General features: G+C 56.8%; 19 protein-coding genes. 17 read left to right on the top strand and 2 right to left on the bottom strand.

The genetic code is table 11. From position 1 onward, the window contains the following. The first annotated feature begins 31 nt into the window (after positions 1 to 31). Entirely contained in the window at positions 32 to 520 is a 489-nt protein-coding gene (gene bcp, locus GOB86_RS01730; RefSeq protein ID WP_165990646.1) for a thioredoxin-dependent thiol peroxidase, read from the top strand. Between the two features lie 49 nt (positions 521 to 569). Here the strand turns inward: bcp and GOB86_RS01725 are convergent, their stop codons facing one another. Both GOB86_RS01725 and GOB86_RS01720 read right to left on the bottom strand, forming a co-directional pair. Further along, positions 570 to 875 (bottom strand): hypothetical protein, encoded by a 306-nt coding sequence (locus GOB86_RS01725; protein WP_242012379.1) that lies wholly within the window; start codon positions 873 to 875, stop codon positions 570 to 572. A 136-nt stretch (positions 876 to 1011) separates the two neighbouring features. Beyond that, on the bottom strand, positions 1012 to 2280 hold the full coding sequence (locus GOB86_RS01720; protein WP_165990644.1) for an MFS transporter: 1269 nt from the start codon (positions 2278 to 2280) through the stop codon (positions 1012 to 1014). A gap of 193 nt (positions 2281 to 2473) precedes the next feature. On the opposite strand from GOB86_RS01720, the gene GOB86_RS01715 reads away from it, so the two are divergent. The 16 genes from GOB86_RS01715 to rpsJ all read left to right on the top strand — a co-directional run bounded on the left by GOB86_RS01715 (position 2474) and on the right by rpsJ (position 26115). Beyond that, the gene (locus tag GOB86_RS01715) at positions 2474 to 3745 is read left to right on the top strand and encodes a DNA recombination protein RmuC (protein ID WP_165990643.1); all 1272 of its coding nucleotides are present in this window, start codon (positions 2474 to 2476) and stop codon (positions 3743 to 3745) included. A 21-nt stretch (positions 3746 to 3766) separates the two neighbouring features. Next, positions 3767 to 4480, top strand: a complete 714-nt coding sequence (locus tag GOB86_RS01710; RefSeq protein ID WP_165990642.1) for a response regulator transcription factor — start codon at positions 3767 to 3769, stop codon at positions 4478 to 4480. Further along, a complete protein-coding gene (locus tag GOB86_RS01705) occupies positions 4467 to 5840 on the top strand; it encodes an ATP-binding protein (protein WP_165990641.1) in 1374 nt (457 codons plus the stop codon). Before GOB86_RS01710 ends, GOB86_RS01705 begins: the two co-directional genes overlap by 14 nt. 119 nt (positions 5841 to 5959) lie before the next feature. Continuing rightward, positions 5960 to 9133, top strand: a complete 3174-nt coding sequence (locus tag GOB86_RS01700) for an efflux RND transporter permease subunit (protein WP_165990640.1) — start codon at positions 5960 to 5962, stop codon at positions 9131 to 9133. Beyond that, entirely contained in the window at positions 9130 to 10443 is a 1314-nt protein-coding gene (locus tag GOB86_RS01695; protein ID WP_165990639.1) for an efflux RND transporter periplasmic adaptor subunit, read from the top strand. Before GOB86_RS01700 ends, GOB86_RS01695 begins: the two co-directional genes overlap by 4 nt. After that, positions 10440 to 12047, top strand: a complete 1608-nt coding sequence (locus GOB86_RS01690; protein ID WP_165990638.1) for an efflux transporter outer membrane subunit — start codon at positions 10440 to 10442, stop codon at positions 12045 to 12047. Before GOB86_RS01695 ends, GOB86_RS01690 begins: the two co-directional genes overlap by 4 nt. A 106-nt stretch (positions 12048 to 12153) precedes the next feature. After that, positions 12154 to 12588 carry a 50S ribosomal protein L11 gene (gene rplK, locus GOB86_RS01685; RefSeq protein ID WP_165990637.1) on the top strand — a complete coding sequence of 145 codons (435 nt, stop codon included), beginning with the start codon at positions 12154 to 12156 and terminating at the stop codon, positions 12586 to 12588. Between the two features lie 4 nt (positions 12589 to 12592). After that, positions 12593 to 13285 carry a 50S ribosomal protein L1 gene (gene rplA, locus GOB86_RS01680; protein ID WP_165990636.1) on the top strand — a complete coding sequence of 231 codons (693 nt, stop codon included), beginning with the start codon at positions 12593 to 12595 and terminating at the stop codon, positions 13283 to 13285. 284 nt (positions 13286 to 13569) lie between these two features. Further along, positions 13570 to 14088: a 50S ribosomal protein L10 gene (rplJ, locus tag GOB86_RS01675; protein WP_165990635.1), complete on the top strand. Its 519-nt coding sequence runs from the start codon at positions 13570 to 13572 to the stop codon at positions 14086 to 14088. A 98-nt stretch (positions 14089 to 14186) separates the two neighbouring features. After that, positions 14187 to 14561, top strand: coding sequence for a 50S ribosomal protein L7/L12 (rplL, locus tag GOB86_RS01670; protein WP_165990634.1), 375 nt, complete (start codon positions 14187 to 14189; stop codon positions 14559 to 14561). 213 nt (positions 14562 to 14774) lie between these two features. Further along, positions 14775 to 18947, top strand: coding sequence for a DNA-directed RNA polymerase subunit beta (gene rpoB / locus GOB86_RS01665; RefSeq protein WP_165990633.1), 4173 nt, complete (start codon positions 14775 to 14777; stop codon positions 18945 to 18947). A gap of 93 nt (positions 18948 to 19040) precedes the next feature. Next, entirely contained in the window at positions 19041 to 23216 is a 4176-nt protein-coding gene (gene rpoC, locus GOB86_RS01660) for a DNA-directed RNA polymerase subunit beta' (RefSeq protein ID WP_165990730.1), read from the top strand. Positions 23217 to 23556: 340 nt separating this feature from the next. Beyond that, complete coding sequence (gene rpsL, locus GOB86_RS01655) at positions 23557 to 23928, top strand: 30S ribosomal protein S12 (RefSeq protein WP_003622698.1); 372 nt, start codon at positions 23557 to 23559, stop codon at positions 23926 to 23928. Between the two features lie 14 nt (positions 23929 to 23942). Beyond that, complete coding sequence (gene rpsG / locus GOB86_RS01650) at positions 23943 to 24419, top strand: 30S ribosomal protein S7 (RefSeq protein ID WP_165990632.1); 477 nt, start codon at positions 23943 to 23945, stop codon at positions 24417 to 24419. A 90-nt stretch (positions 24420 to 24509) separates the two neighbouring features. Next, on the top strand, positions 24510 to 25700 hold the full coding sequence (gene tuf / locus GOB86_RS01645; RefSeq protein ID WP_165990631.1) for an elongation factor Tu: 1191 nt from the start codon (positions 24510 to 24512) through the stop codon (positions 25698 to 25700). A gap of 106 nt (positions 25701 to 25806) precedes the next feature. Further along, positions 25807 to 26115 carry a 30S ribosomal protein S10 gene (gene rpsJ / locus GOB86_RS01640; protein WP_007282720.1) on the top strand — a complete coding sequence of 103 codons (309 nt, stop codon included), beginning with the start codon at positions 25807 to 25809 and terminating at the stop codon, positions 26113 to 26115. Positions 26116 to 26118: the final 3 nt, after the last annotated feature.

The raw sequence follows: 26118 nt of genomic DNA, 5'->3' as shown, positions 1-26118 counted from the left end.
GACCGAACACACGCTAAAGGAGTTTAAGGTTATGGAAAAAAATCACGCGCTAAAGGTGGGGGATCAAGCGCCAGCCTTCAGCATGGCGGCCAGTGGTGGGCGCACGGTGGATACCGTAGCCCTAAAGGGCAAACCCTTTGTGCTGTATTTTTACCCCAAGGCGGATACGCCGGGCTGCACCAAGGAAGCCTGCGGGTTTAATGAGACCCTACAGGCGTTTGAGCAGGCCGGGTTAAGCGTTATCGGCGTCTCGCGCGATCCGGTTAAAAAGCTGGATGCCTTTGCCACCAAATACGGCCTGACATTTCCCCTTGCCTCCGACGAAGCCGGGCACGTTACTGAGGCTTATGGCGTATGGGTGGAAAAATCCATGTATGGACGGACCTATATGGGCATAGAGCGTGCCACATTCCTGATCGATGCCAGCGGTCACATTGCTCACATTTGGCCCAAGGTTAAAGTAACGGGCCATGTGGAGGCTGTGCTGGCGCAGGCCCGTACACTGGGCGCGGCCGCCTGAACACCTTCTACTCACGCTAGAAGGTGCGGCGGTTCAGGCGGATAAGACCTTACCAGCCTGAATAATAGCCACCGGGTGCTGCGTAGTAGTAACCCGGAGGTGGCCCCATGGGTGCAACCGGCACCATATAGGCGCGCGGTGGCGGGGGCGGGCCATACCCGTAACCATAGCCATAGCCGCCGGGGCCACCGCTCATGGCAGCCCCCGCAAGCGCTCCAACGGCCAGACCGCCAATAAGTGCTCCAGCAATGGCCCCACCACCACCGCCCCAGCGTCCGGGTTGCGCCTGAGCGGAGGGCAAAGCTGCCAGACCAAGACCCGCAATAACGGGCAGGGCCATCAGAAATTGTGTCATGCGGCGCATCAAACGTGCCTCCTTGGAACAGGGTGTCAGGCTGCTCCATGTTTTTTGTTCCTCCTTAAATATCGATCCGCTTGTGGCAAATTAAAGGCTGTTCCCTGTCCTTTTGTTGAAAAAAGCAGGGTCCGGGTCAGGGGGTGTTGTCGGGTATTGTACTGGTTTTGCTGAGCGTCAGAGCGGTTGCAAGGGTTACCAGCGCACAGGCGGACACGTACCATGCAAACCAGTTTTCATGGCCGACATGCTTGCACCACAGGGCAATATACTCGGTTGTTCCCCCAAAAATGGAGACGGTCAGCGCATAAGGCAGGGCCACCCCCAATGCACGCACACGGGTGGGAAACAGCTCAGCCTTAACAATGGCGTTAATGGACGTGTAGCCAGAAGCCATGAACAGGGCTGCAACAATCAGCCCGAACGCCACCCAGCCCGATGTGGCGTGGGAAAGAGCGTTCAGCAGCGGTATGGTGCCAAGGCTTGCCCCCACACCAAAAAACAGCAGCAGGGGTTTGCGCCCGACCCGGTCGGAGACCGCGCCAAACAGGGGCTGCATGGCGGCAAACACGAACAGGCTGGCAGCGGAAATAAGGGTTGCCGTTTCCTTGGAAAAACCAAGCGAGTTGGCAAGGTATTTCTGCATGTAAATGGTGTAGGTATAAAAAGCGACTGTGCCACCAAGGGTCAGCCCGCAGACCCGCAACACGGATGGCCAATGCGCAAGCATAACGCGTATGCCCCCTTTGGCCTGTTGTTTGTTTGTGCTTTCAAAGCTTTCGCTTTCCACCATCTGGCGGCGGAGCCAGAACACCAGCACCGCGCCACACGCCCCGATCAGGAAGGGCACGCGCCAGCCCCAACTGGCAATCTGCTCGGGTGTTAAAAACACATATTGCATGACCAGCAGCACGCACAGGGCCAGCAGTTGGCCCATGACCAGCGTGACGTACAGGAACCCGGACCAGAAGCCCCGGTGCTGCGGTGTGGAGACCTCGGCCAGATACGTAGCGGAGGCACCATATTCCCCACCAAGGCTTAACCCCTGCACCAGTCGTGCGAGCACAAGAATAACCGGGGCCACAACCCCGATCTGCTCATAGGTGGGGCATAAAGCTATGGCCAGAGACCCAAAACACATGGCCAGAACAGAAAAAGTCAGCGCCTTGCGCCGCCCGTATCTGTCCGCCGCCATACCCAGCAGCCATCCGCCAATGGGGCGCATAAAAAAACCAACAGCAAAGACGGCCGCGGCATTGAGCAGTTCGGCCGTTGGACTGCTGTGGGGGAAAAACGCATGGGCAAAGTAAATGGTGAAGGAGGAATAGACGTACCAGTCAAAATATTCGAGCAGGTTCCCGGCCGATCCCGCCAGAATACCCCGAATGCGTTGTGCCGTGTTCAAGCTGCGTTCTCCACTTTTGGGCTTTTTGGTTTGTTGGTGAACAAGGCACCGTGGGCAGGGGTCTTATCATTACCGCGCTATGCCTGTCATTACGTTCACGGCATGAGGGATGTTGCGTGGTGGCACTCTTTTTTGTGCAAAAACAGGAGACAAGGGTGCTTGCTCTTGGCCAGAACATCAGACACAACAGGGCATGGGTTCTGTAATTGTTCTTGTATGTGTGGCGGTCACGGCTCTTTTGCTGGGCGTGGTGCTGGCCTTTGTGTTGCGTAAACCACCCGCAAAAAGTGCCGATAGCGACCTGCTGGCGCGGCTGTACGTCATGATGGAGCGCGAGGCCGCCGCCGCCCGTGCTGATTCGTCGGCCCAGAGAACCGCCATGAACGAGATGGAGCGCGCGTTTGGCGAGCGGCTGGAGCGCATGCGCACCGAACTGGCCGAACAACTCGGCAATCTGTCCGGCGGTCTGGGGCGCGAGCAGGCGGAGGCGCGCGCCGCCCAGTCCGAGGCGCTGCGCAATATGGCGGAGGCCTCTGCCCAGCAGCTCGGGGCTATCCGCCACGCGGTGACCGAGCAACTGCACGAGGCGGTGGAGCGGCAGATGCACACATCGTTCCAGCGGGTGTTGGAGCAGTTTACCGCCATGCAGAAGGCCATGGGCGAGGTCCGCGCCATGACCGCCCAGATCAGTGACCTCAAGCGGCTGTTTAGCAATGTTAAAACCCGTGGCGGCTGGGGGGAGGCGCAGCTACGCGCCATTTTGGATGATGTGCTGCCGCCGGGCACATATGAGAGCAATGTAAGGCTGGGGCCGGGGAATGACGTGGTGGAGTTTGCCATTCGCATGCCCGTCAAAACCGAAACTCCGCCCCTTATGCCGGTGGACAGCAAATTCCCGACCGAAGCGTACGAAAAACTGCTCAATGCGGCGGAAGAGGGCGATGTGGTGGGGGAAAAGGCCGCCCGCAAGTCGCTGGAAAATACGGTGCGGGCGGAAGCACGTAAAATTGCCACCAAATACATTCAGCCTCCCGCAACGGTTGAGTTTGCCGTGCTTTATCTGCCAACAGATGGGCTTTATACTGAAGTGGCCCGTATTCCGGGGCTGATAGATGAGGTCGGGCGGCAGTTCCGGGTTATGGTCATGGGGCCAGCTCTTATGCCCGCCATGCTTCGCACTATTCATCTGGGCTACGTAACCCTTGCTCTGGAAGAGCGGACGGAAAGCATTGCCCGCCTGCTGGGTGCCACCCGGCAGGAAATGCTGAAAATGGATACGGTGCTGGACAAGCTCGCACGGAATGCGCAGGCTATGTCCTTTTCAATTGAAGAGGCCAGACGGCGCACCAGAGTGGTCACACGCAGGCTCAAGGAGCTTGATAATCCGGTTGTGAGCGAGGACGAAGGCGAAGAGTCTGAAATTGAATTTAGTGGCCATGAGAAGGGCAGCACTGCAACAGGGTAGAACACGAGCGAGAGGGCAGGTATGTCTGAAGATGATACGCTACCCCCTTTTTTGGAAGGGCGGACAGTTCTCCTTATCGAGGATGACGGCAGAATTGCCGAGGAAATTGTGGGAGAACTCACAGGTCGCGGCTTCAACGTCGATCATGAGGAAACAGGCACCGCAGGGCTGGATGCCGCCTTGCGGGGTGAGGCCGATGTTATGGTGGTCGACCGGCTACTGCCCGGGTGCGATGGCCTGTCTGTTATAGAAACCATGCGCCAGCAGGGGATTCGGGCACCAGTGCTGGTTCTGTCCGCCCTGTCTGCTGTGGATGACCGCGTAACAGGTCTTAAGGCGGGGGGGGATGACTATCTGACCAAACCCTTTGCCATGGAGGAACTGGTTGCACGGATAGAAGCCCTGCTCCGCAGGCCGGATGACACGCGCAACACCAAGCTGCGCGCCGGGCCGCTGGAGATGGATCTGATCGAACGCCGGGTCTGGCGGGATGGGCGCGAGATTGATCTGCTCCCGCGTGAGTTCAGGTTGCTTGAATACCTCATGCGCAGACCCAGTCAGGTGCTGACCCGCTCCATGCTGCTGGAGGATGTCTGGCATTACCGCTTTATACCACGCACCAATCTGGTAGATGTGCACATAGGCAAACTGCGCAGGAAGGTCGATGCGCCGGGCGAGGAACCGCTGATCCAGAGCATTCGTGGTACGGGGTTCCAACTGCGTGTTTCTGACTGAGGTTTTTCGGACAGCCACATTCCGGATCACTCTCATGGCGCTGGCGGCCATGGCTGGCGTCATGCTCATGCAGTTCGGTCTGGTGTATGCCCAGATGGAGGCCGTCGAATCCCGCCGCTCTACCGAGTTGCTGCAAGGGGAGGCCGAATTGTTGGCCCAGATGTCCCCCGAGCATCTGGAATATGTTATACGTCGCCGTGCAACAGATGATCTGCGGCTGATCATTAACAGTGCGGGGCTGTTTGATGCAGGGCACGCGTTAATCGCGGGGGATCTGCATACATGGCCCAGAGGGCTGATGGCGGACGGCAAGCCCCATAATATCGAAATTTATCCCGAGGAAGGGGCCGCCTACCCGTTGCGCCTGCTGGCGGTAACCCTGCCAGACCACACTATTCTGGTGCTGGGGCGCAGTTTTCATCTGCTGGCGGAGCAGAAGTTCATGCTCCGCCATGCTATGCTGGTGGCGGCGGTTCCCACCTTTTTGTTTGCACTGTTCCTCGGGGTGGCCCTGAGCCACCGCGCCCTGTCCCGCGTTAAGGAAATGCACGAGGCCATAGACCGCATTATGGCGGGCGATATTCATGAACGCCTGCCCGCCAACCGTGAGCGGGATGATCTGGAGCGGCTGGCGGGGAGTGTGAACCGCATGCTCGACCGACTGGAACATCTGATGGACGGCATGCGTGCGGTGGGGAACGATATTGCGCATGACCTGCGCACCCCGCTCTCCCGCGTGCGGGCCAAGCTGGAGCGCGCCCAGACGGGTGAGAGGGACCCAGAGCAACTGGAAGCCGCCATAGGTCGGGCGGTGGACGATCTGGACCAGTGCCTTGGCATTATTACCGCCCTGCTCAGGATTGCGGAAATAGAGAACAGCCGCCGCATGGCCGGTTTTGCACAGGTCAGGCTACGTGAGTTGATGGATGATGTGTTCGATCTTTACGAACCCATTGCCGAAATGGAGGACAAAAAACTACAGGCTCTTCCTTCTGCGGTGGAAGGGCAGGTATGGGGGGATCGGCATCTTCTGATCGAACTGCTGGCTAATCTGGTTGATAATGCTATCAAATTCACTCCTGAAGGCGGTAGTATCGTGCTGGATGTGCAACAAAAAGATGACGCAGTCCTGCTGATCGTCACGGATACGGGCACAGGCATTGCCCCTGAGGAAAGACAGAATGTGTTGTCCCGCTTCTATCGTTCGGACAAGAGCCGGCATGTGCCCGGCAGTGGTCTGGGCCTGAGCCTTGTTTGCGCCATTGCTCATCTGCACGACGCAAACGTAAGGATAGAGAGCGGCCCCAATGGCAGGGGTACGTGCTTCAGCATTGCTTTTCCGGCCCGATTGCCGGGCTAGAGCAATGGTTTGTAAAGATAATGTCACAAGCGGGAGAGGGATGTGCGGGTATCTACTGGCAAAATGACGACCATTTCCAGAATGATTGCCGGGCCCGTTGTAAGTCAGGGGCCAGGTGAATGAACCAGATTGTTCTTATAGCACTCAAAAAACCGTACACCTTTGTTGTGCTGTCCATCCTGATTCTTGTTTTTGGAATTAAGGGTATTTTCTCAACCCCAACGGACGTTTTCCCTAGTATCCGCATCCCTGTTGTGGCCGTTATCTGGCAGTATACGGGGCTTATGCCCGAGGATATGTCTGGCCGTGTGGTCTATTATTACGAGCGCGCACTGACCGCGACCGTCAATAATATCGAACACATAGAAAGCCAGTCCTATTACGGGCGCGGGATTGTTAAAATCTTCTTCCAGCCCGGCACCAACACATCCGTTGCGCAAACCCAGATCACCTCCGTCTCCCAGACCGTGATCAAGCAGATGCCAACCGGGTCCACGCCGCCACTTGTGCTGGCGTATGATGCCTCCTCCGTGCCGGTCATTACGCTTCAGGTGGCTTCCACCTCCATGACCGCGTCCGAGATTTATGACATGTCCTCCAACCTGATCCGGCCTGCGCTGGTTTCGGTGGCGGGGGCGGCCATTCCCAACCCGTATGGGGGTAAGCCGGGTAACGTCATGGTCGATCTGGATCCGGTCAAGCTGCTGGCGCACAGCCTGTCCCCGGTCGATGTCTCACGCGCGCTTAACAGCCAGAACATTGTTCTGCCCGCGGGGGACCAGCGCATTGGCCCGTTTGACTGGATGGTCCAGACCAACGCCGCCCCGCGAGAACTGGATGAACTGAACGATATTCCCATCAAACAGGTCGGGCACGCGGTTGTCCGCCTGCGGGACGTGGCGTGGGTGCATCAGGGGGGGCCACCCCAGACCAACCTTGTGCTGGTCAAGGGCCAGCAGGGCGTTCTGATTGTGGTCATGAAGAGTGGTGATGCCTCAACACTGGATGTGGTGGCGGGGATCAAAAAGCTGCTCCCCGGCATTGTGCAGACCCTCCCGCCCGGTGTGAGCATCCGTGTGCTCAATGACGCCTCGACCTTTGTTAAGGAATCCGTGCAGGACGTGGTGCGCGAAATGATAACCGCCGCCTTCCTGACCGGGCTTGTGGTGTTGTTGTTCCTTGGGTCGTGGCGCTCCACGGTCATTATTGCTACATCCATTCCGCTGGCCATGCTGTGCTCGATCATCGGGTTGGGCTGGGCTGGGCAGACCATTAACGTCATGACCCTTGGCGGGCTCGCTCTGGCGGTTGGTATTCTGGTCGATGACGCCACGGTCATGATCGAGAATATTGATGCCCATCTGGAGATGGACAAGGATCTGGAGACCGCCATTGTGGATGCGGCCAACCAGATTGTTATTCCAACATTTGTGTCCACCCTCTGCATCTGCATCGTGTGGATGCCGCTGTTCCAGCTTACGGGCGTTGCGGGCTGGCTGTTCATGCCTATGGCCGAAGCCATTATTTTTGCCATGCTGGCGTCGTTCATCCTCTCGCGCACATTGGTGCCGACCATGGCCAAATACATGCTGGCCGCACAGGTGGCGGCACATGCACATGGCCCGCAGGAACCCAAAACGATTTTTGGCCGGTTCCAGCGCTCTTTTGAGCGTGGGTTCGAAACCTTTCGGCATCGTTACCACGCCCTGCTCACCTATCTGATCGAGGTGCGCCGAACGTTTATTCCCGTGTTCGTGCTGTGTTCATTTGGGTCTCTGGGGCTGCTGTTTTTTGTTGGGCAGAACTTCTTTCCCGAAGTCAATTCGGATGTCATTGCCTTGCATATGCGCGCGCCCATTGGCACACGGCTGGAGGAATCTGGCAAAATTTCCCAACTGGTGGATGCGGAGGTCGAGCACACGCTGCCCGGGCAGGTGGAAGGTATCGTCAATAACTGCGGTCTGGCGTTCAGCCCGCTCAATATGGCCTATATTCCAACCCCCACAGTTGGCACGCAGGACTGCGATATTACAATTTCGCTCAAGGATCAGGCCGCACCTGTTGCGGAGTATCGGCGTCTGCTGCGCCACAGCCTGAATGAGAAGTTCCCCGGTACGCAGTTCTCCTTCCTGCCGGGGGACCTGACGGCCAAAATCCTCAACTTCGGCCTGCCATCCCCGATTGACGTGCAGGTTGTCGGGCGTGACCTGCCTGCCAACTTCCGCTTTGCCAACCGTATTGCCGAGAAGCTGCGGCATGTTACGGGCCTGACCTATATTTCGGTGCAGGAGCCCATGACCACGCCAACCCTGCGGGTGAATGCCCGACGGATGTACGCACTGGGCACGGGTATCCGCGAGGCGGATGTGGCCGACAACGTGCTGGTCTCACTCTCTGGCAGTTCGCAGGTCGGGCAGGTTTACTGGCTGGATACAAAGACCGGGGTTTCGCATCTGATCGATATCCAGACCCCCGCATCGTTCCTCCAGACCATGAACGACCTTGAGATCACCCCGATCGACAAGGGAGATGGGAACCCCAGCGGGCAGACTCCCCAGATATTGGGTGGCCTGAGCCAGATCGAACAGGTTGGTACCCCGGCCGAGGTCGCGCACTACAACATTATGCCTGTGTTCGACATCTATGCCTCCAACGAGGGGATCGACCTGGGCACCGTCTCGCGCGAGGTGGAACGGATTGTGGATGAGCTAAGGCCCGACCTGCCGCGCGGGGCATCGCTTACGGTGCGCGGGCAGGCTGTGACCATGAATAGCGCCTACGTGCAGTTGCTGGCGGGGCTGGCCATGTCCATCCTGCTTGTTTACCTGCTGATCGTGGTCAACTTTCAGTCATGGCTGGACCCGTTCATTATTATCACGGCGCTGCCCGGTGCGCTGGCGGGTATTTCGTGGAGTTTGTTCCTGACCCACACAACATTGTCCGTCCCGGCTCTTACGGGGGCGATCATGTGCATGGGCACGGCCACGGCCAACGCCATTCTGGTCGTGGCCTTTGCGCGTGAGCGGCTGGATGAGCACGGAGACGCCATTCTGGCGGCACTGGAGGCAGGGTTTGAGCGTATTCGCCCTGTTATGATGACAGCCTCCGCCATGATTATTGGCATGTTGCCCATGTCCCTGAGCAATTCGCAAAATGCGCCTTTGGGCAAGGCGGTCATGGGGGGGCTGCTGGTGGCAACGGTGGCTACGTTGCTGTTTGTCCCCTGTGTGTTTGCAATGTTGCACAACAAAAAAGAAGTGCCGACGACAAAAGAAGAGGAAGCTGGCGTATGACCCCGGAGCACGACAACACGGGTGGCGTGGACGCCAAGGCAAAAGCAGCGGCAGCCGCCCGTAAACGAAAAATGGGGTTTGCTGTTGTCGCTGGTGTGGCAGGCTTCCTGATCATTATGGGGCTTGTGCAAAGGCATTCGGCCTATGTGCAGCTTGCGCAGGAAACAGCGCATGACGCGGTGCCGGTCGTGCAGATCATTTACCCGCAGCAAGGCCCCGATGAGCGTGAACTCTCCCTGCCTGCCAATATCGCTGCGTGGTATCAGGCCCCGATTTACGCTCAGGTCTCTGGCTACGTAAAAATGTGGTACAAGGACTTTGGCGCACGCGTAAAAGCGGGAGACGTGCTGGCCGAAATTGATACTCCGGGTCTGGATGCCCAGTACGCCGCAGCCAAGGCCGATTACAATGTGGCTCTGGCCCGTTACAAGCTGGCGCAGATCACCGCGCGGCGCTGGAAGGCGCTACAGGGTACGCAGGCTGTCTCTCAGCAGGAGGTGGACGTGCAGGCCGCCAATGCCGAGGCCCAGAAGGCACAGGTTGAGGCAGCTCAGCATGACGTGGAGCGTTATGCCGCACTGGAGGCATTTAAAAAGATTGTTGCTCCGTTTGACGGGATTGTCACATCGCGCATGGCCGACGTGGGCGATTACGTTAATGCCGGACGCGGGGATGTGGATTCACGCGGGAACGCCACCGAACTGTTCAGTGTTGCGGACGTGCACGCCATGCGCGTGTTTGTGGCGGTTCCACAGGATTACGCGGATATTATCTCTCCACGCCTACAGGCAAACCTGATTGTGCCGCAGTACCCCGAACGCACGTTCAAGGCGCGCTTTTTAGCGACGGCAAGTGCTTTCAACCCCAATACCCGCACGGTTACGACCGAACTGGTTCTGGACAACAAAAGCGGGGAGCTATGGCCCAACTCCTATGCCACGGCGACTTTCCGCGCACCGGCTGATCCTGACCAGCTTATTCTGCCAGAAGGGGCGATCGTGTTCCGGCAGGAAGGTACGCAGGTGGCTCTGGTGGATGACAGCAACCACGTGCATCTGGTCAGCGTGGCTCTTGGCCGCGATCTGGGCACAACGGTGGAAGTGCAGCGCGGGGTTAAAAAGACCGACAGGGTTATCAATAACCCATCCGCCGGTCTGCTGGATGGGCAGCTTGTGCGGATTGTAAAAGGCACTCCCGGTTACAATGTGCCGCCAACACTTCCTGCAAAAGCGGCAGCCCCGAGCAAGGATGACACACGTGCCATGCCTGAAGATAACCGGCCCATGCCGGAATCCGGGGGACGTCAATGAAGGGGCAGGGCACCAGACTTTTTGCATCACGGTTAATGCTTGGCTCGTGCCTTCTGTCCGTGCTGGCAGGGTGTGACATGGCGCCACGTTACAAACCCGCCACGTTTGCATACCCCGATAACTGGCAGGGTGGCGGCGTGATGCAGCCAGCAGGTGGGGCGGATACAACTCTCAGCCCCAACTGGTGGACCGTAATGGGGGACCCGGTGCTGAATGATCTGGAGGAACAGGCCATGCGCCTGAACCCCGACCTTCAGGCACAGGCGGAGGCCTTCCTTCAGGCCCGTGATCTGGCCATGGAAGCCAAGTCAAAGCTTTATCCGCAGATCGGCGGCATGGCGGGGGGGGCAAAATACAAGGGGTCCGACCACCGCCTCTGGCGTGGGGCAGGGTCCACAGGACCGATGTACATGTCGTCCGAGCAGTATTCGGGCACAGCGACATGGGAGCCGGATTTCTGGTCCGCCATTCGTAACAAGACCCGCATGGCCAAGCAGAACGTGCAGGAGCGTGCGGCGGACTATGCCGCGGCAAGGCTAAGCCTACAGGCCGAGCTTGCGAGCGATTATGTTATTCTACGCGGGCTGGATGCGCAGGATGCCGTTTATCAGGATTCCATCCGGTACTATAAAACGGCGGTGCAGATTACAAACATGCGCCTTGCGGGTGCTATTGCGCCAGGCATGGATGTCTCCCGCGCGGAGGCGCAGCTCTACACCACGCAGGCGCAGGAGACCGATATTCACACCCAGCGTGATGTTATGGAACACGCCATTGCAACGCTGGTTAATCAGGCCCCTGCCGCGTTTCACATTGCGCCGGTCGATAAGCTGAACTTTGCACAGGGGCCATTGCCGGTTGCCCTGCCGTCCACATTGCTCGAACGGCGGCCCGATATTGCCGCGGCGGAGCGGCGCATGGCGCAGGCCAATAGGGCTATTGGTGTGTCGCGCGCGGCTTTTTATCCGCATGTGACCTTTAACGCCATGACCGGGTTTATGGATAACGGGTTTGATCTCGCATCGCTCTCCAACTCCATGTACCAGTTTGGTGCGCAAGCACTCCTCCCGCTGTTTCAGGGCGGGCTGCGGCGTGCCGACCTGCAACGGAGCTGGTCGCAGTACCGCGAGAAGGAGGACATGTACCGCAGCACGGTTCTGGATGCCTTCAAGGAGGTCGAGGACGGACTGACGCGTGTCAACAGGCTCAAGGTACAGGTGGGGCAGCAGTCCAGCGCGGTGGATGCAGCATTGCGCACGCAGGGCATGACCATGGCGCTATATACGGGTGGTCTGACCAACTATCTGGACGTTGTGGTGGCGCAGGTTGCCGCGTTGAATGCGCGTATCGCCATGGTGCAGACCTGCACACGCGGCATAGATGCCCGCGTGGAACTGATTCGCGCGCTGGGTGGTGGATGGTCGCGGAACCAGATACCTCGGGGCGAAAACGTGCTCATGCCCTTCAAGCCACTGCAATACAGCAATCTGCGTCAGGCTCCGGCTGCAGGCGGCATTACAACCGTGCGTGACCCGGCCAGTACGGACCTTGGTGGGGGCACAAAAGCACGTGTCCCTCTTGACAGTCCTGCCGCGCACAGGTAAGCGCGCTTTTCCTGATCGGAACGCGGGAGGTTTCTGCTAGCGCCATGTGTGCAGGTGGGAATCGTTACGAACCGCGGTCCGGGTACATTTTTGAGGAGTCCCGGATATGGCCAAAAAAGTTGTTGGCTACATCAAGCTTCAGATTCCCGCTGGTAAAGCAAACCCTTCGCCGCCAGTTGGTCCGGCACTGGGGCAGCGCGGTCTGAATATTATGGAATTCTGCAAGGCATTTAATGCCAAGACCCAGGGCCTTGAACCTGGCATGCCGATTCCTGTGGTGATCACCGCCTATGCTGACCGTACGTTCAGCTTCATCACCAAGACCCCGCCGAACACCTACTTCCTGCTCAAGGCCGCCAAGATTTCCAAAGGCAGCCAGACAGTTGGTAAGGGCGGCTCCGTGGGTAAGGTGACCATGGATCAACTGCGCGAAATCGCAGCCCAGAAGCACCAGGACATGAACGCAAACGACATCGACGGCGCCGTGCGCATGCTGATCGGTTCTGCCCGTTCCATGGGTATTGACGTGGTGGAGGGCTAAGATCATGGCACAGAACAAGCGTCTTACGGCTGCTCGCGCCAAGGTTGTTGCCGGTCAGGCATACAATCTGGACGACGCCATTGCTCTGGTCAAAGGCAACGCAACCGCCAAGTTTGACGAAACGGTTGAAATTGCCCTGAACCTGGGTATTGACCCGCGTCATGCTGACCAGATGGTCCGTGGTTTTGTGTCCCTGCCCAACGGCACGGGCAAGACCCTGCGCGTTGGCGTGTTCGCACGTGGCCCCAAGGCTGAAGAAGCCAAGGCAGCCGGTGCTGACGTTGTGGGCGCGGAAGATCTGATGGAGCAGGTGCAGGCTGGCGAAATCGCTTTCGATCGCTGCATTGCAACGCCGGACATGATGGCTCTGGTGGGTCGTCTGGGTAAGATCCTCGGCCCACGTGGCCTGATGCCTAACCCCAAGCTGGGCACCGTGACCATGGATGTTAAGGGTGCCGTTACGGCAGCCAAGTCTGGTCAGGTTGAATACCGCGCTGAAAAGACCGGTATCGTCCATGCAGGCGTTGGCAAGGCTTCCTTTAGTGCGGACAAGCTGGCAGAAAACGTACGGGCATTTATTGATGCCGTGCAGAAGGCCCGCCCAACCGGCGCCAAAGGCACCTACATGAAGAAAGCTGCCCTGACCTCCACAATGGGGCCGGGTGTGCAGCTGGACGTCTCTGCCTTCGCGGGCTGAGCAAGAATGTGGCCGGGCTGGCCCTTGTGGCCGGTCCGGTGCATGAAAGAGGTGGTTTACCGCTTCTTATACCTGTCCGAGACCGCACGTGACTTTGCTCTTAATCAGCTCTTCGGGGCTGGCGCGCGGTAAGACGGGGATGCTGGTTGCAAGCTGAGAGTTTTTCGGCAGAGCCAGATATTCCGTTTATCAAGGACAGGCGAGCGGGTTCTGTTTATTGCAGGACCTAAAGGGCAACCCGTTCCCTCAGGTTTAGATCTGATGGAACAAGACGGAGACGGGATTTGGACCGTACGGAAAAGAAGGCCCTTGTTGCCTCTCTGGCCGCCGTGTTCGCCGAAACGTCCATGGTTGTGGTTACCCGTAATAACGGGTTGACCGTGGCTGATGTGACGGATCTGCGACGCAAGGTGCGGGCAGCGGGTGCAGACTACAAGGTTGCCAAAAACCGGCTGGCAACTCTCGCCCTGGATGGGACCCAGTTCAGCGGCATCGCGCCGTTGCTGACGGGGCCGACCGCGCTTGCGTGGGCGGACGAACCTGTATCAGTGGCGAAGGTGATCGTTGAGTTCGCCAAAACCAATGACAAGCTTGAGCTGCTTGGCGGTTCTCTTGGTTCTCAGGTGCTTGATGCAGCTGGGATCAAGGCTCTGGCCGAGCTGCCGTCGCTCGACACGCTGCGCGCGCAGCTCGTGGGTCTTATCTCCACGCCCGCTACGCGCATCGCCAGTGTTGTTCAGGCGCCGGCTGGCCAGCTTGCTCGTGTTTTTGGGGCCTATGCCAAAACGGGTGAAGCTGCCTGACCACGTGCTCCCAATTGGGGGTATGTACAAGAAATACGCGTAGCCTCAGTGTAGAGGTTGCGTTTTGCTAACCAGTGTTTATATTAGGAAGTCTGACTATGGCTGATCTTGCTAAGCTTGTTGACGAACTGTCCGCTCTGACCGTTCTTGAAGCTGCTGAACTTTCCAAGCTGCTCGAAGAAAAGTGGGGCGTTTCTGCCGCTGCTCCTGTTGCAGTTGCTGCCGCTGCTCCGGGTGCTGCCGCTGCTCCTGCTGAAGAGCAGACCGAATTCACGGTTATTCTGGCCGCCGCTGGCGACAAGAAGATCAACGTGATTAAAGAAATCCGTGCGATCACGGGTCTGGGTCTGAAGGAAGCTAAGGACCTGGTTGAAGGCGCTCCTAAGGCCGTTAAGGAAGGCGTCAGCAAGGACGATGCTGCTAAAATCAAGAAGACTCTTGAAGATAACGGCGCAACCGTCGAAGTTAAGTAAGATTGCCTTGATCCCGGCCGTATTGGTTGGGGTGAAGGAAATTGAGGTTCTCGGGTGGGGGTGTATACCTCCGCCCGTTTGCCTGTTTCAGGTTGATCTGGGGCAGGTAGCCGGGTAAATCCGGTTTGGTTTTGGCCGAAATAGGTCGGACCATCAGGCTCGCGGCAGACCACGAGCCTGATGGTCCGAGATAAGGGCGGGGCAGGAGCGACGATGAACGCAATCACCAAATCGTTCACAGGACGGAAGCGGATTCGCAAGAGTTTCGGGCGGATTCCCGAAATCGCCCCGATGCCGAACCTGATAGATGTGCAGCGCGCGTCTTATGAGACTTTTCTTCAGGCCAATGTGTCGCCTGATGCGCGTATGCCTACGGGTTTGCAGGAGGTATTTCGCTCCGTATTCCCGATTAATGACTTTGCCGGTCGTGGTCGTCTGGAGTTCGTAAGCTACGAATTCGAAGACCCGAAGTATGATGTTGAGGAATGCATCCAGCGTGGCCTCACATTCTCTGCGCCGCTTAAGGTCATTCTGCGTCTGATCGTGTGGGATGTGGACGAGGATACGGGTTCGCGCTCTATCCGCGACATTAAAGAGCAGCCGGTATACATGGGCGACATGCCGCTCATGACCGATAACGGTACCTTTATCGTCAACGGTACTGAACGCGTTATTGTCAGCCAGATGCACCGTTCCCCCGGTGTATTTTTCGACCACGACAAGGGGAAGACGCACTCCTCGGGCAAGTATCTGTTCGCCGCGCGCGTTATCCCGTATCGTGGTTCGTGGCTCGACTTCGAATTCGACGCAAAAGACCTGCTGTACGTCCGCATTGACCGCAAGCGTAAGCTGCCCGTCACCACGCTGCTATATGCGCTGGAAGGTGCTGCTTCCGCTGCCGCCCGCAAAGCCAAACTGGCAGAAGGTGGGGATGTGGACGCGCTGGATATTCATGGCATGGATGCCAATGAAATCCTCGGCTACTTCTATGACACGGTGACCTTTACCAAATCCGCCAAGGGTTGGGCGCGTCCGTTCGATGCGGACTCTTTCCGTGGTCTCAAGCTGCTGGCGCCGCTGGTGGATGCCGAAACCGGCGAAGTCGTGGCCGATGCCGAAACCAAGCTGACGGCACGCCTTGTTCGTAAAATCGCTGAAAAAACCCGCGAAGTGCTGGTGGGTGAAGTTGATCTGATCGGGCGCTTTATTGCGCACGACATGGTTAACCAGAACACTGGCGAAATCTACGGCGAAGCTGGCGAAGAAATTACCGAAGCCCGCCTGATCGCTCTGGAAGAAGCCGGGATTTCCGAACTGCCGGTTCTGGCTATTGATTCCGCCAAAGGCCCGTGGATCCGCAACACGCTGACCGTTGACAAAAACAGTGGTCGTGATGAAGCGCTGATCGACATTTACCGTGTCATGCGCCCCGGTGAACCGCCTACCGCGGAAACCGCAGAAGCCATGCTGCAGGGTCTGTTCTTTGATGCAGACCGCTACGACCTGTCCGCAGTTGGTCGCGTGAAGATGAACATGCGTCTGGACATTGATGTGCCAGACACCGTGCGCGTGCTGCGTAAGGACGACATCCTGCGCACCATCAAGGTCCTGTGTGACCTGAAAGATGGTCGCGGTCAGATTGATGATATTGATAATCTGGGTAACCGTCGTGTCCGCTCCGTGGGCGAACTGATGGAAAACCAGTATCGCATCGGCCTGCTGCGCATGGAACGTGCCATTCGTGAACGTATGGGCTCGGTTGATATTGATACGGTCATGCCGCATGACCTGATCAACGCCAAACCTGCTGCGGCTGCAGTGCGTGAGTTCTTTGGCTCCTCGCAGCTCAGCCAGTTTATGGATCAGACCAACCCGCTGTCCGAAGTCACGCATAAGCGTCGTCTTTCAGCGCTTGGCCCGGGCGGTCTGACGCGTGAACGCGCAGGCTTTGAAGTCCGTGACGTTCATCCGACCCATTATGGCCGTATCTGCCCGATTGAAACGCCGGAAGGCCCGAACATCGGTCTGATCAACTCGCTCGCCACATACGCCAAGGTCAACAAATACGGGTTTATTGAAACACCGTACCGTCTGGTCAAGGACGGCGTGTTGCAGGACGGCTGGAAATACCTCTCCGCCATGGAAGAGGAAAAGCTGGTTGTTGCGCAGGCTGATGCCAAGGTGAACGATCAGGGCGCTTTGACCAGTGACCTTATTTCGGTGCGTCGTAATGGTGACTTCCGTCTGGTGCCCCCGACCGAAGTGACCGCCTGTGACGTATCGCCCAAGCAGCTTGTGTCTGTTGCCGCCGCACTCATTCCGTTCCTTGAGAACGATGACGCGAACCGCGCACTCATGGGTTCCAACATGCAGCGTCAGGCTGTGCCGCTGGTGCGCTCTGATGCGCCGCTGGTTGGTACGGGCATGGAAGCCGCTGTTGCGCGTGATTCCGGTGCGACCATTGTTGCCAAGCGCAACGGTATTGTGGACCAGATTGATGGTGCCCGTATTGTTGTGCGCTCGACGGATGCCAGCGGTGCCACGCAGGGGGTCGATATCTATCGCCTGCGCAAGTATTCCCGCTCCAACCAGTCCACCTGCATCAACCAGCGTCCGCTGGTCCATGTGGGCGATCAGGTTAGTGTGGGGGATATTATCGCCGATGGTCCTTCCACGGAGCTGGGTGAACTGGCTCTGGGGCGTAACGTGCTGGTCGCGTTTATGCCGTGGAATGGTTACAACTTCGAAGACTCCATCCTGATTTCCGAACGGATTGCCAAGGATGACGTGTTTACCTCGATCCATATCGAGGAATTCGAAGTCATGGCCCGTGATACCAAGCTTGGTCAGGAAGAAATCACCCGCGATATTCCCAATGTTGGTGAAGAAGCCCTGCGTAACCTCGACGAAGCTGGCATTGTTTATGTTGGTGCCGAGGTTAATCCGGGTGATATTCTGATCGGTAAAGTTACACCGAAGGGTGAAAGCCCGATGACGCCGGAAGAAAAACTTCTGCGCGCCATCTTTGGTGAAAAAGCATCTGATGTGCGTGACACATCCCTGCGTCTGCCACCTGGCACAACAGGCACTATTGTTGACGTACGCGTGTTCTCCCGCCGTGGTGTGGACAAAGACGAACGTGCAATGGCCATTGAGCGGGCCGAAATTGAACGTCTTGCCAAGGACCGTGATGACGAGCGGGCCATTCAGGAGCGTTCCTTCTACAGCCGTCTGCGTGAAAAGCTGCTCGATCAGACCGCAGGTGCGGGCTACAAGGGCATCCGCTCTGGCACGGTGATTACGCAGGAGGTGCTTGACGAGCAGCCACGCGCAACATGGCGCCACATTGTTGTGACCTCGGACAGCGTTATGGCCGAGTTGGAAACCCTGCGTCGTGAATTTGATGCGGCAATTGCCCGTATTCAGGCACGCTTTGAAAGCAAGGTTGAAAAACTCCAGCGTGGTGATGAACTGCCACCCGGCGTGATGAAGATGGTCAAGGTGTTTGTCGCGGTTAAGCGTAAGCTTCAGCCGGGTGACAAAATGGCCGGTCGTCACGGGAACAAGGGTGTTGTCTCCCGCGTGGTGCCTGTTGAGGACATGCCGTTCCTTGAGGATGGCACACCTGTTGATCTGGTTCTGAACCCGCTTGGCGTGCCATCACGTATGAACGTTGGTCAGATTCTGGAAACGCATCTGGGCTGGGCTTGCGCTAATATCGGTCGTGGCATTGGTGAGTTGGTTGATGACTACCAGCGCACAGGTGAGCGCCGTCAGGATCTGCTGGATCGTCTGAAGGACGTGTATGGCGACAAGGTCTATGATGACGCCATTGCAGATATGAGCAACGCCGAGCTGGTGGAACTGGCCAATAACCTGCGCAAGGGCGTGCCTATTGCGACCCCGGTGTTTGATGGTGCGTCCATTCCCGATATTGAAGCCATGCTGGAAAAAGCAGGCGTCAACAAATCGGGCCAGTCGCAGTTGATCGACGGGCGGACGGGCGAACAGTTCGAGCGCAAGACGACCGTTGGTTATATTTATATGCTCAAGCTGCATCACCTTGTTGATGACAAGATCCATGCACGCTCCATTGGTCCATACTCGCTTGTTACGCAGCAGCCGCTGGGTGGTAAGGCGCAGTTCGGTGGCCAGCGGTTTGGTGAAATGGAAGTCTGGGCGCTTGAAGCTTATGGCGCGGCATACACGTTGCAGGAAATGCTGACGGTCAAGTCGGATGACGTGTCGGGCCGAACAAAGGTTTATGAAGCAATCGTACGCGAACAGGATGACTTTGAAGCCGGTATTCCGGAAAGCTTCAACGTGTTGATCAAGGAACTCAAATCCCTTGGTCTCAATGTGGAGCTGGAGCAGGGGGCAGACTAACGGTGACTTTCCCCGCCACAATCCGTACTTATTTCAAGAAGGAGGCTGGAGCCATTGCTCCAGCGCTCCGTTTCCCTTTGGGGGCTTCTGCACATGAATGAACTCATGAAAATTCTTGGCCAGACTGGCCAGGCAATGACCTTTGACCAGATCAAGATCCAGCTTGCATCTCCCGAGCAGATCCGGTCCTGGTCTTTTGGTGAAATCAAGAAGCCCGAGACCATTAACTACCGTACGTTCAAGCCTGAACGTGATGGCCTGTTCTGCGCTCGGATTTTTGGCCCGATCAAGGACTATGAATGCCTTTGCGGCAAATACAAGCGGATGAAGTTCCGCGGTATTATCTGCGAAAAATGTGGCGTTGAAGTTACACTGGCCAAAGTCCGGCGTGAGCGCATGGGCCATATTCAGCTGGCCAGCCCGGTTGCACATATCTGGTTCCTGAAGTCCCTGCCAAGCCGTATCGGCCTCATGGTCGATCTGACGCTCAAGGATCTGGAAAAAGTTCTGTATTTTGAGAACTATCTGGTTCTCGAACCCGGTACCTCTCCTCTTAAGCAGTACACCCTCCTGAGCGAAGAGCAGTATCTCGACGCCATGGATGATTACGGCGAGGAAGGGATTGAAGTCGGTATTGGTGCTGAGGCGATCAAGAAGGTTCTTGAACGCATTGAGTGCGATGTCGAAAAGGTAGAACTGCGTCAGGCGCTTAAGGAAACGACGTCCGAAGCCAAGCGTAAAAAGCTGGTCAAGCGCCTCAAGCTGGTGGAAGCGTTCTCGGAAAGTGGTGCCCGTCCTGAATGGATGATTCTGGATCTGGTTCCGGTTATTCCGCCGGAACTGCGTCCGCTTGTGCCGCTCGATGGTGGTCGCTTTGCAACGTCCGATCTGAATGATCTGTATCGCCGGGTTATCAACCGTAACAACCGTCTCAAGCGGCTGATGGAACTGCGCGCGCCCGATATTATCGTGCGTAACGAAAAGCGCATGCTGCAAGAAGCCGTGGATGCCCTGTTCGATAACGGTCGCCGTGGTCGTGCGATTACGGGTGCAAACAAGCGTCCGCTCAAATCCCTGTCCGATATGCTCAAGGGCAAGCAGGGGCGTTTCCGTCAGAACCTGCTGGGTAAACGCGTTGACTACTCTGGTCGTTCGGTCATTGTTGTTGGCCCCGAGCTTAAGCTGCACCAGTGTGGTCTGCCCAAAAAGATGGCGCTTGAACTGTTCAAGCCCTTCATTTACGCCAAGCTGGAAAAATACGGTCACGCTACAACCATCAAGGCCGCAAAGCGGATGGTGGAAAAAGAGCGTCCGGAAGTCTGGGATATTCTTGAAGAAGTTATCCGCGAACATCCCGTTCTGCTGAACCGTGCACCGACGCTGCATCGCCTTGGCATTCAGGCGTTTGAACCGGTTTTGGTCGAAGGTAAGGCCATTCAGCTGCACCCGCTGGTCTGCACCGCGTTTAATGCGGACTTTGACGGTGACCAGATGGCCGTGCATGTGCCGCTCAGCCTGGAAGCCCAGCTTGAAGCGCGCGTTCTGATGATGTCGACTAACAACATCCTCAGTCCTGCCAACGGTAAGCCTATTATTGTGCCGTCGCAGGATATTGTTCTTGGTCTTTACTATCTCAGCCTTGAAACACCTGAGTTCAAGGTCACGCCAGACCGGAACGAGTATAACGAAACGACGGGTGAACTGGTTAAGGCTGGCGCGGCGTCCTTCTCTTCCATTGGGGAAGTGGAATACGCTCTGAGCGCAGGCGCGCTTAAACTGCACGATAAAATTCGTGCCCGGTTTGAGCAGATTGGTGCCGACGGCAAACGTGTTTATGAAACAGCCGTCACAACACCTGGCCGCGTGCTGATCGCACAGATCCTGCCCAAGCACGAAACCGTCCCGTTCTCTCTGATCAATCGCCAGTTGACCAAAAAGGCCGTGTCCGATGTGATCGATACGGTCTACCGTCATTGCGGTCAGAAAGAGGCCGTCATTTTCTGTGACCGTCTGATGGCTCTTGGTTTCCGCCATGCTGCTAAGGCTGGTATTTCCTTCGGTAAGGATGACATGATCATCCCCGCTGAAAAGAAAGAGCTGGTTGACCGGACTGCTACCGAAGTTAAAGAGTTTGAGCAGCAGTATCAGGATGGTCTGATTACCGCTGGCGAACGCTACAACAAGGTGGTTGACGCATGGTCCCGTTGCACAGACGAAGTGCAGGCGGCCATGACCAAGGAAATTTCCCGTCAGGAAGTTGGTAAGCCCATCAACTCGGTATGGATGATGAGCCACTCCGGGGCTCGTGGGTCGCCGGCGCAGATGAAGCAGCTTGCCGGTATGCGTGGTCTGATGGCCAAGCCGTCTGGTGAAATTATTGAGCAGCCGATTATTGCCAACTTTAAAGAAGGTCTGTCGGTGCTCGATTACTTTACGTCCACTCATGGTGCACGTAAGGGTCTGGCCGATACAGCGCTGAAGACGGCTAACTCCGGTTATCTGACCCGTCGTCTCGTTGACGTGGCGCAGGACAGCATCATTATCGAAGAAGATTGCGGTAGTGAGCGTGGCCTGACTGTCCGTGCGGTCATGGATGGTGGGGAAGTCGTTGCATCTCTGTCCGAACGTATTCTGGGCCGTACGCTTGCATCTGACGTTGTGGATCCGGCCACAGGTAAAGTCATTGCTGCCCGTAATCAGCTGGTTGATGAAGCTGATGCTGAACGCATTGAAAACTCGGGCGTGGAAGTTATCCATATCCGTTCCGTTCTGACCTGTGACAGTCGCGTCGGTGTTTGCGGACGCTGCTATGGTCGCGATCTGGCACGTGGTACGCCGGTCAATATTGGTGAGGCTGTTGGTGTTATTGCCGCGCAGTCCATCGGTGAGCCTGGCACCCAGCTGACCATGCGTACCTTCCATATTGGTGGTGCGGCACAGCGTGGTGCAGAGCAGTCCATGATCGAAGCGTCCCGCGATGGTAAAATTGTCATCCGTAACCGTAACGTGGTGCAGAACAGCCAGAACGTGCCGATCGTCATGGCCCGTAACTGTGAAATCCTGCTGACAGATGAAAAAGGTGCGGAAAAGTTCCGCTACCGTGTGCCTTACGGTGCGCGTCTGCTCACAACCGAAGGTGCTACGGTCCCCCGTGGCCAGAAGCTGGCTGAGTGGGACCCCTACACCCTTCCGATCATTACGGAAAAAGCCGGTAAGGTTGAGTATCTTGACCTCATTGACTCCATTACGCTTGTCGAGCGTATGGATGAGGTGACCGGCCTGACTTCCAAGGTTGTGGTTGACTACAAGCAGGCTGGTAAAGGTGTGGACCTGCGTCCTCGCCTGCAGCTCAAGGATGCCAACGGTGAGGTGGTCAAGCTGGATAACGGGTCTGAGGCGCGTTACTTCCTGTCCCCTGAAACACTTCTGTCGATTGAAAATGGCGCGGAAGTGAACGCGGGTGACGTGCTGGCACGTCTGCCGCGTGAAGGTTCCAAAACGCGCGATATTACCGGTGGTCTTCCGCGTGTTGCCGAGCTGTTTGAAGCACGCCGTCCCAAGGATCATGCCATTATTGCGGAAATGGAAGGGCGCGTTGAATTCGGCAAGGATTACAAGTCCAAGCGTCGTATCGTCGTGAAGAATGACGAAACCGGTCATGAGCAAGAATACCTGATTCCCAAAGGGAAACACATTTCCGTTCAGGAAGGTGACTTTGTGGAAAAAGGCGATCCGCTGGTTGATGGTCCCCGCGTTCCGCATGACATTCTGAAGGTGATGGGCGTTGAGGCTCTGTCTGACTACCTGATCAATGAAATTCAGGATGTCTATCGTCTGCAGGGCGTGAAGATCAACGATAAGCACATTGAGGTTATCGTGCGTCAGATGCTCCAGAAGGTTGAAATTCTGGAGCCGGGTGACACCACCTATCTGATCGGCGAAACGGTTGACCGGCTTGAGTTCGACGTAGAGAATACCAAGTGCCTCAATGCGGGTGAGCGTCCTGCTCTGGCAATGCCAGTGCTGCAGGGTATTACCAAGGCATCGTTGCAGACACAGTCGTTCATCTCGGCTGCATCCTTCCAGGAAACCACGCGCGTTCTGACTGAAGCGGCAACAGCCGGTAAGGTCGACAAGCTCATGGGGTTGAAGGAAAACGTTATCGTGGGTCGTCTGATCCCTGCTGGTACTGGTAGCGTGATGAAGCGTCTGCGGGCCATTGCGGCGGAGCAGGACAAACAGCGCGTAAGCCGCACGGCAGCGGAATAAAGTCTTTATAATAAAGACTATGAGGAAAGGCCGGGGCACTGCTCCGGCCTTTTTTTGTAGGATTGGGCTGAGTGGAATAGAGAATCGCGGGGTAAAGCTTGACTTCTGGTGGGGGGAGCGGTAGTTAGCAGCCCTCAGCTTTACTTATCTTGTCGATGAGTAAGGCACTCAGGTTCTCTGTATGAGTTTTAGCATGCGGTTGGCTTCCGGGGGGAAGCGGAGCCGGATGCCAATATAGCCCCATTCGGGTTGTCACCTGATGGGATGTTTTTAATGAAAGTCGGCTAGCCGCAGAAGATGTAGCTGGTCGACCGAACTGTGTAAGGATCGGGAAAGGCGCATGCCGACCATCAACCAGCTCATTGCCAAGGGGCGTAAGCCTGCAGTCAAGCGGAACAAAGTGCCCGCTCTGCAGGGCTGCCCCCAGAAGCGCGGTGTTTGCACCCGCGTTTATACGACGACACCGAAGAAGCCTAACTCCGCACTGCGTAAAGTTGCCAAGGTGCGTCTGACGAATGGCTATGAGGTGGTTAGCTATATTCCTGGTGAAGGTCACAACCTTCAGGAACATAGTGTTGTGCTTATCCGCGGCGGTCGTGTGAAAGATTTGCCGGGTGTTCGTTACCACATCCTTCGCGGTGTTCTCGATACGCAGGGTATCGCCAAGCGGCGTCAGCGTCGTTCGCTGTATGGCGCCAAGCGTCCGAAATAAGAGGAAGTTAAGGTATGAGTCGCCGTCATCGTGCTGTTAAGCGCGAGATCCTTCCCGATCCGAAGTTCGGAGATGTCGTCATTACGCGTTTTATGAACGCGCTGATGTTCGACGGTAAGAAGTCCACAGCCGAAAAGATTGTCTATGGAGCGATTGACTCCATGGCCCGTCGCAATGGTGCAGCATCCGATCCGATCGCGCTGTTCCATAACGCTCTGGACAACGTAAAGCCGGCCGTTGAGGTCCGCTCCCGCCGTGTTGGTGGTGCGACCTATCAGGTTCCGGTCGAAGTGCGCACTGACCGTCGTCAGGCTCTGGCTATCCGCTGGGTCATCGACGCTGCGCGCAAGCGTGGTGAAAACACCATGCAGGATCGTCTGTCCAACGAGCTTCTGGATGCCGTGAACAATCGTGGTGCGGCTGTGAAGAAGCGTGAAGACACGCATCGTATGGCTGAAGCCAACAAGGCGTTCAGTCATTATCGCTGGTAATCCGTGAAAGTTCTGCTTTCCCTCTTGTCGAGGGATTGGGGCGCTTATAACAACTGCATCCCGGATATTTTTTGGGGCATGGAGTAAACAATGGCTAAGGCTAAATTTGAGCGGAATAAACCGCACTGCAACATCGGCACCATTGGTCACGTTGACCATGGTAAGACGTCTCTGACGGCTGCTATTACGAAGATCCTGGCAAAGACCGGTGGTGCTGAGTTCAAAGCATACGACATGATCGACGCCGCACCCGAAGAACGCGCTCGTGGTATCACCATTTCCACCGCTCACGTGGAATACGAAACCGCAAACCGTCACTACGCGCACGTCGACTGCCCCGGACACGCTGACTATGTGAAGAACATGATCACCGGTGCGGCTCAGATGGATGGTGCCATCCTCGTTGTGTCCGCAGCTGACGGCCCGATGCCGCAGACCCGTGAACACATCCTGCTTGCTCGTCAGGTTGGTGTGCCGGCTCTGGTGGTCTTCCTGAACAAGGTTGATCAGGTTGACGATCCGGAACTGCTTGAACTGGTTGAAATGGAAGTTCGTGAACTTCTGTCTTCCTATCAGTTCCCCGGTGACGACATTCCCGTAATCAAGGGCTCCGCTCTGGTTACTCTGGAAGATGGTGATCCGGAAGTTGGCGAAAACCGCGTTAAGGACCTGATGGATGCGGTTGATGCCTACATTCCTCAGCCTGAACGTCCGGTTGATCGTCCGTTCCTGATGCCGATCGAAGACGTGTTCTCGATCTCTGGTCGTGGCACGGTTGTGACCGGTCGTGTGGAACGTGGTGTTGTCAACGTGGGTGACGAAGTTGAAATCGTCGGCCTGAAAGACACCATCAAGACCACCGTTACGGGCGTTGAAATGTTCCGCAAGCTGCTTGATCGCGGCGAAGCTGGTGACAACATCGGCGCTCTGGTGCGTGGTACGAAGCGTGAAGACGTTGAGCGTGGCCAGGTTCTGGCTAAGCCCGGCTCAATTACGCCGCACAAGAAGTTCAAGGCAGAAGCCTACATCCTGACGAAGGAAGAAGGTGGCCGTCATACGCCATTCTTCACCAACTATCGTCCGCAGTTCTACTTCCGTACGACTGACGTGACGGGTGTTGTGCACCTGCCCGAAGGCACGGAAATGGTCATGCCCGGTGACAACTGCGCTATGGAAGTCGAGCTGATTGCTCCGATCGCCATGGACGAAGGTCTCCGCTTCGCTATCCGCGAAGGTGGCCGTACCGTTGGTGCAGGCGTTGTTGCCTCCATTATCGAGTAATCGATAAGGGATTAGAGACTGAGTGGCCCCGGCCGATCTTTTCGGCTGGGGTCTTACTTGGCGGCCGGGTAAACCCGGACAAGTAAAGTGTTGGACTAAGAAACAGATGGACAACCAGAACATCCGCATTCGCCTGAAAGCGTACGATCATCGGGTGCTTGATAACAGCACGAAAGAGATCGTGAATACGGCGAAGCGTACGGGTGCGCGGGTTCGGGGTCCTATCCCGCTGCCGACGCATATCGAACGGTTTACGGTTAACCGTTCTCCTCACGTTGACAAGAAGAGCCGCGAACAGTTCGAAATTCGGACTCATCGTCGTTTGCTCGATATTGTTGAGCCCACTCCGCAGACCGTGGACGCTCTCATGAAGCTCGACCTCGCCGCTGGCGTGGATGTCGAGATCAAACTTTAAGGT

Origin of the sequence: Acetobacter lambici (assembly GCF_011516885.1) — a bacterium.
Taxonomy (GTDB): domain Bacteria; phylum Pseudomonadota; class Alphaproteobacteria; order Acetobacterales; family Acetobacteraceae; genus Acetobacter; species Acetobacter lambici.
This window is presented reverse-complemented; position numbering and strand designations above follow the sequence as displayed.

Coding starts and splice junctions, on each gene's coding strand:
- bcp (WP_165990646.1), top strand. CDS start 32: ATGGAAAAAAATCACGCGCTAAAGGTGGGGGATCAAGCGCCAGCCTTC.
- GOB86_RS01725 (WP_242012379.1), bottom strand. CDS start 875: ATGACACAATTTCTGATGGCCCTGCCCGTTATTGCGGGTCTTGGTCTG.
- GOB86_RS01715 (WP_165990643.1), top strand. CDS start 2,474: ATGGGTTCTGTAATTGTTCTTGTATGTGTGGCGGTCACGGCTCTTTTG.
- GOB86_RS01710 (WP_165990642.1), top strand. CDS start 3,767: ATGTCTGAAGATGATACGCTACCCCCTTTTTTGGAAGGGCGGACAGTT.
- GOB86_RS01700 (WP_165990640.1), top strand. CDS start 5,960: ATGAACCAGATTGTTCTTATAGCACTCAAAAAACCGTACACCTTTGTT.
- GOB86_RS01695 (WP_165990639.1), top strand. CDS start 9,130: ATGACCCCGGAGCACGACAACACGGGTGGCGTGGACGCCAAGGCAAAA.
- GOB86_RS01690 (WP_165990638.1), top strand. CDS start 10,440: ATGAAGGGGCAGGGCACCAGACTTTTTGCATCACGGTTAATGCTTGGC.
- rplK (WP_165990637.1), top strand. CDS start 12,154: ATGGCCAAAAAAGTTGTTGGCTACATCAAGCTTCAGATTCCCGCTGGT.
- rplA (WP_165990636.1), top strand. CDS start 12,593: ATGGCACAGAACAAGCGTCTTACGGCTGCTCGCGCCAAGGTTGTTGCC.
- rplL (WP_165990634.1), top strand. CDS start 14,187: ATGGCTGATCTTGCTAAGCTTGTTGACGAACTGTCCGCTCTGACCGTT.
- rpoB (WP_165990633.1), top strand. CDS start 14,775: ATGAACGCAATCACCAAATCGTTCACAGGACGGAAGCGGATTCGCAAG.
- rpoC (WP_165990730.1), top strand. CDS start 19,041: ATGAATGAACTCATGAAAATTCTTGGCCAGACTGGCCAGGCAATGACC.
- rpsL (WP_003622698.1), top strand. CDS start 23,557: ATGCCGACCATCAACCAGCTCATTGCCAAGGGGCGTAAGCCTGCAGTC.
- rpsG (WP_165990632.1), top strand. CDS start 23,943: ATGAGTCGCCGTCATCGTGCTGTTAAGCGCGAGATCCTTCCCGATCCG.
- tuf (WP_165990631.1), top strand. CDS start 24,510: ATGGCTAAGGCTAAATTTGAGCGGAATAAACCGCACTGCAACATCGGC.
- rpsJ (WP_007282720.1), top strand. CDS start 25,807: ATGGACAACCAGAACATCCGCATTCGCCTGAAAGCGTACGATCATCGG.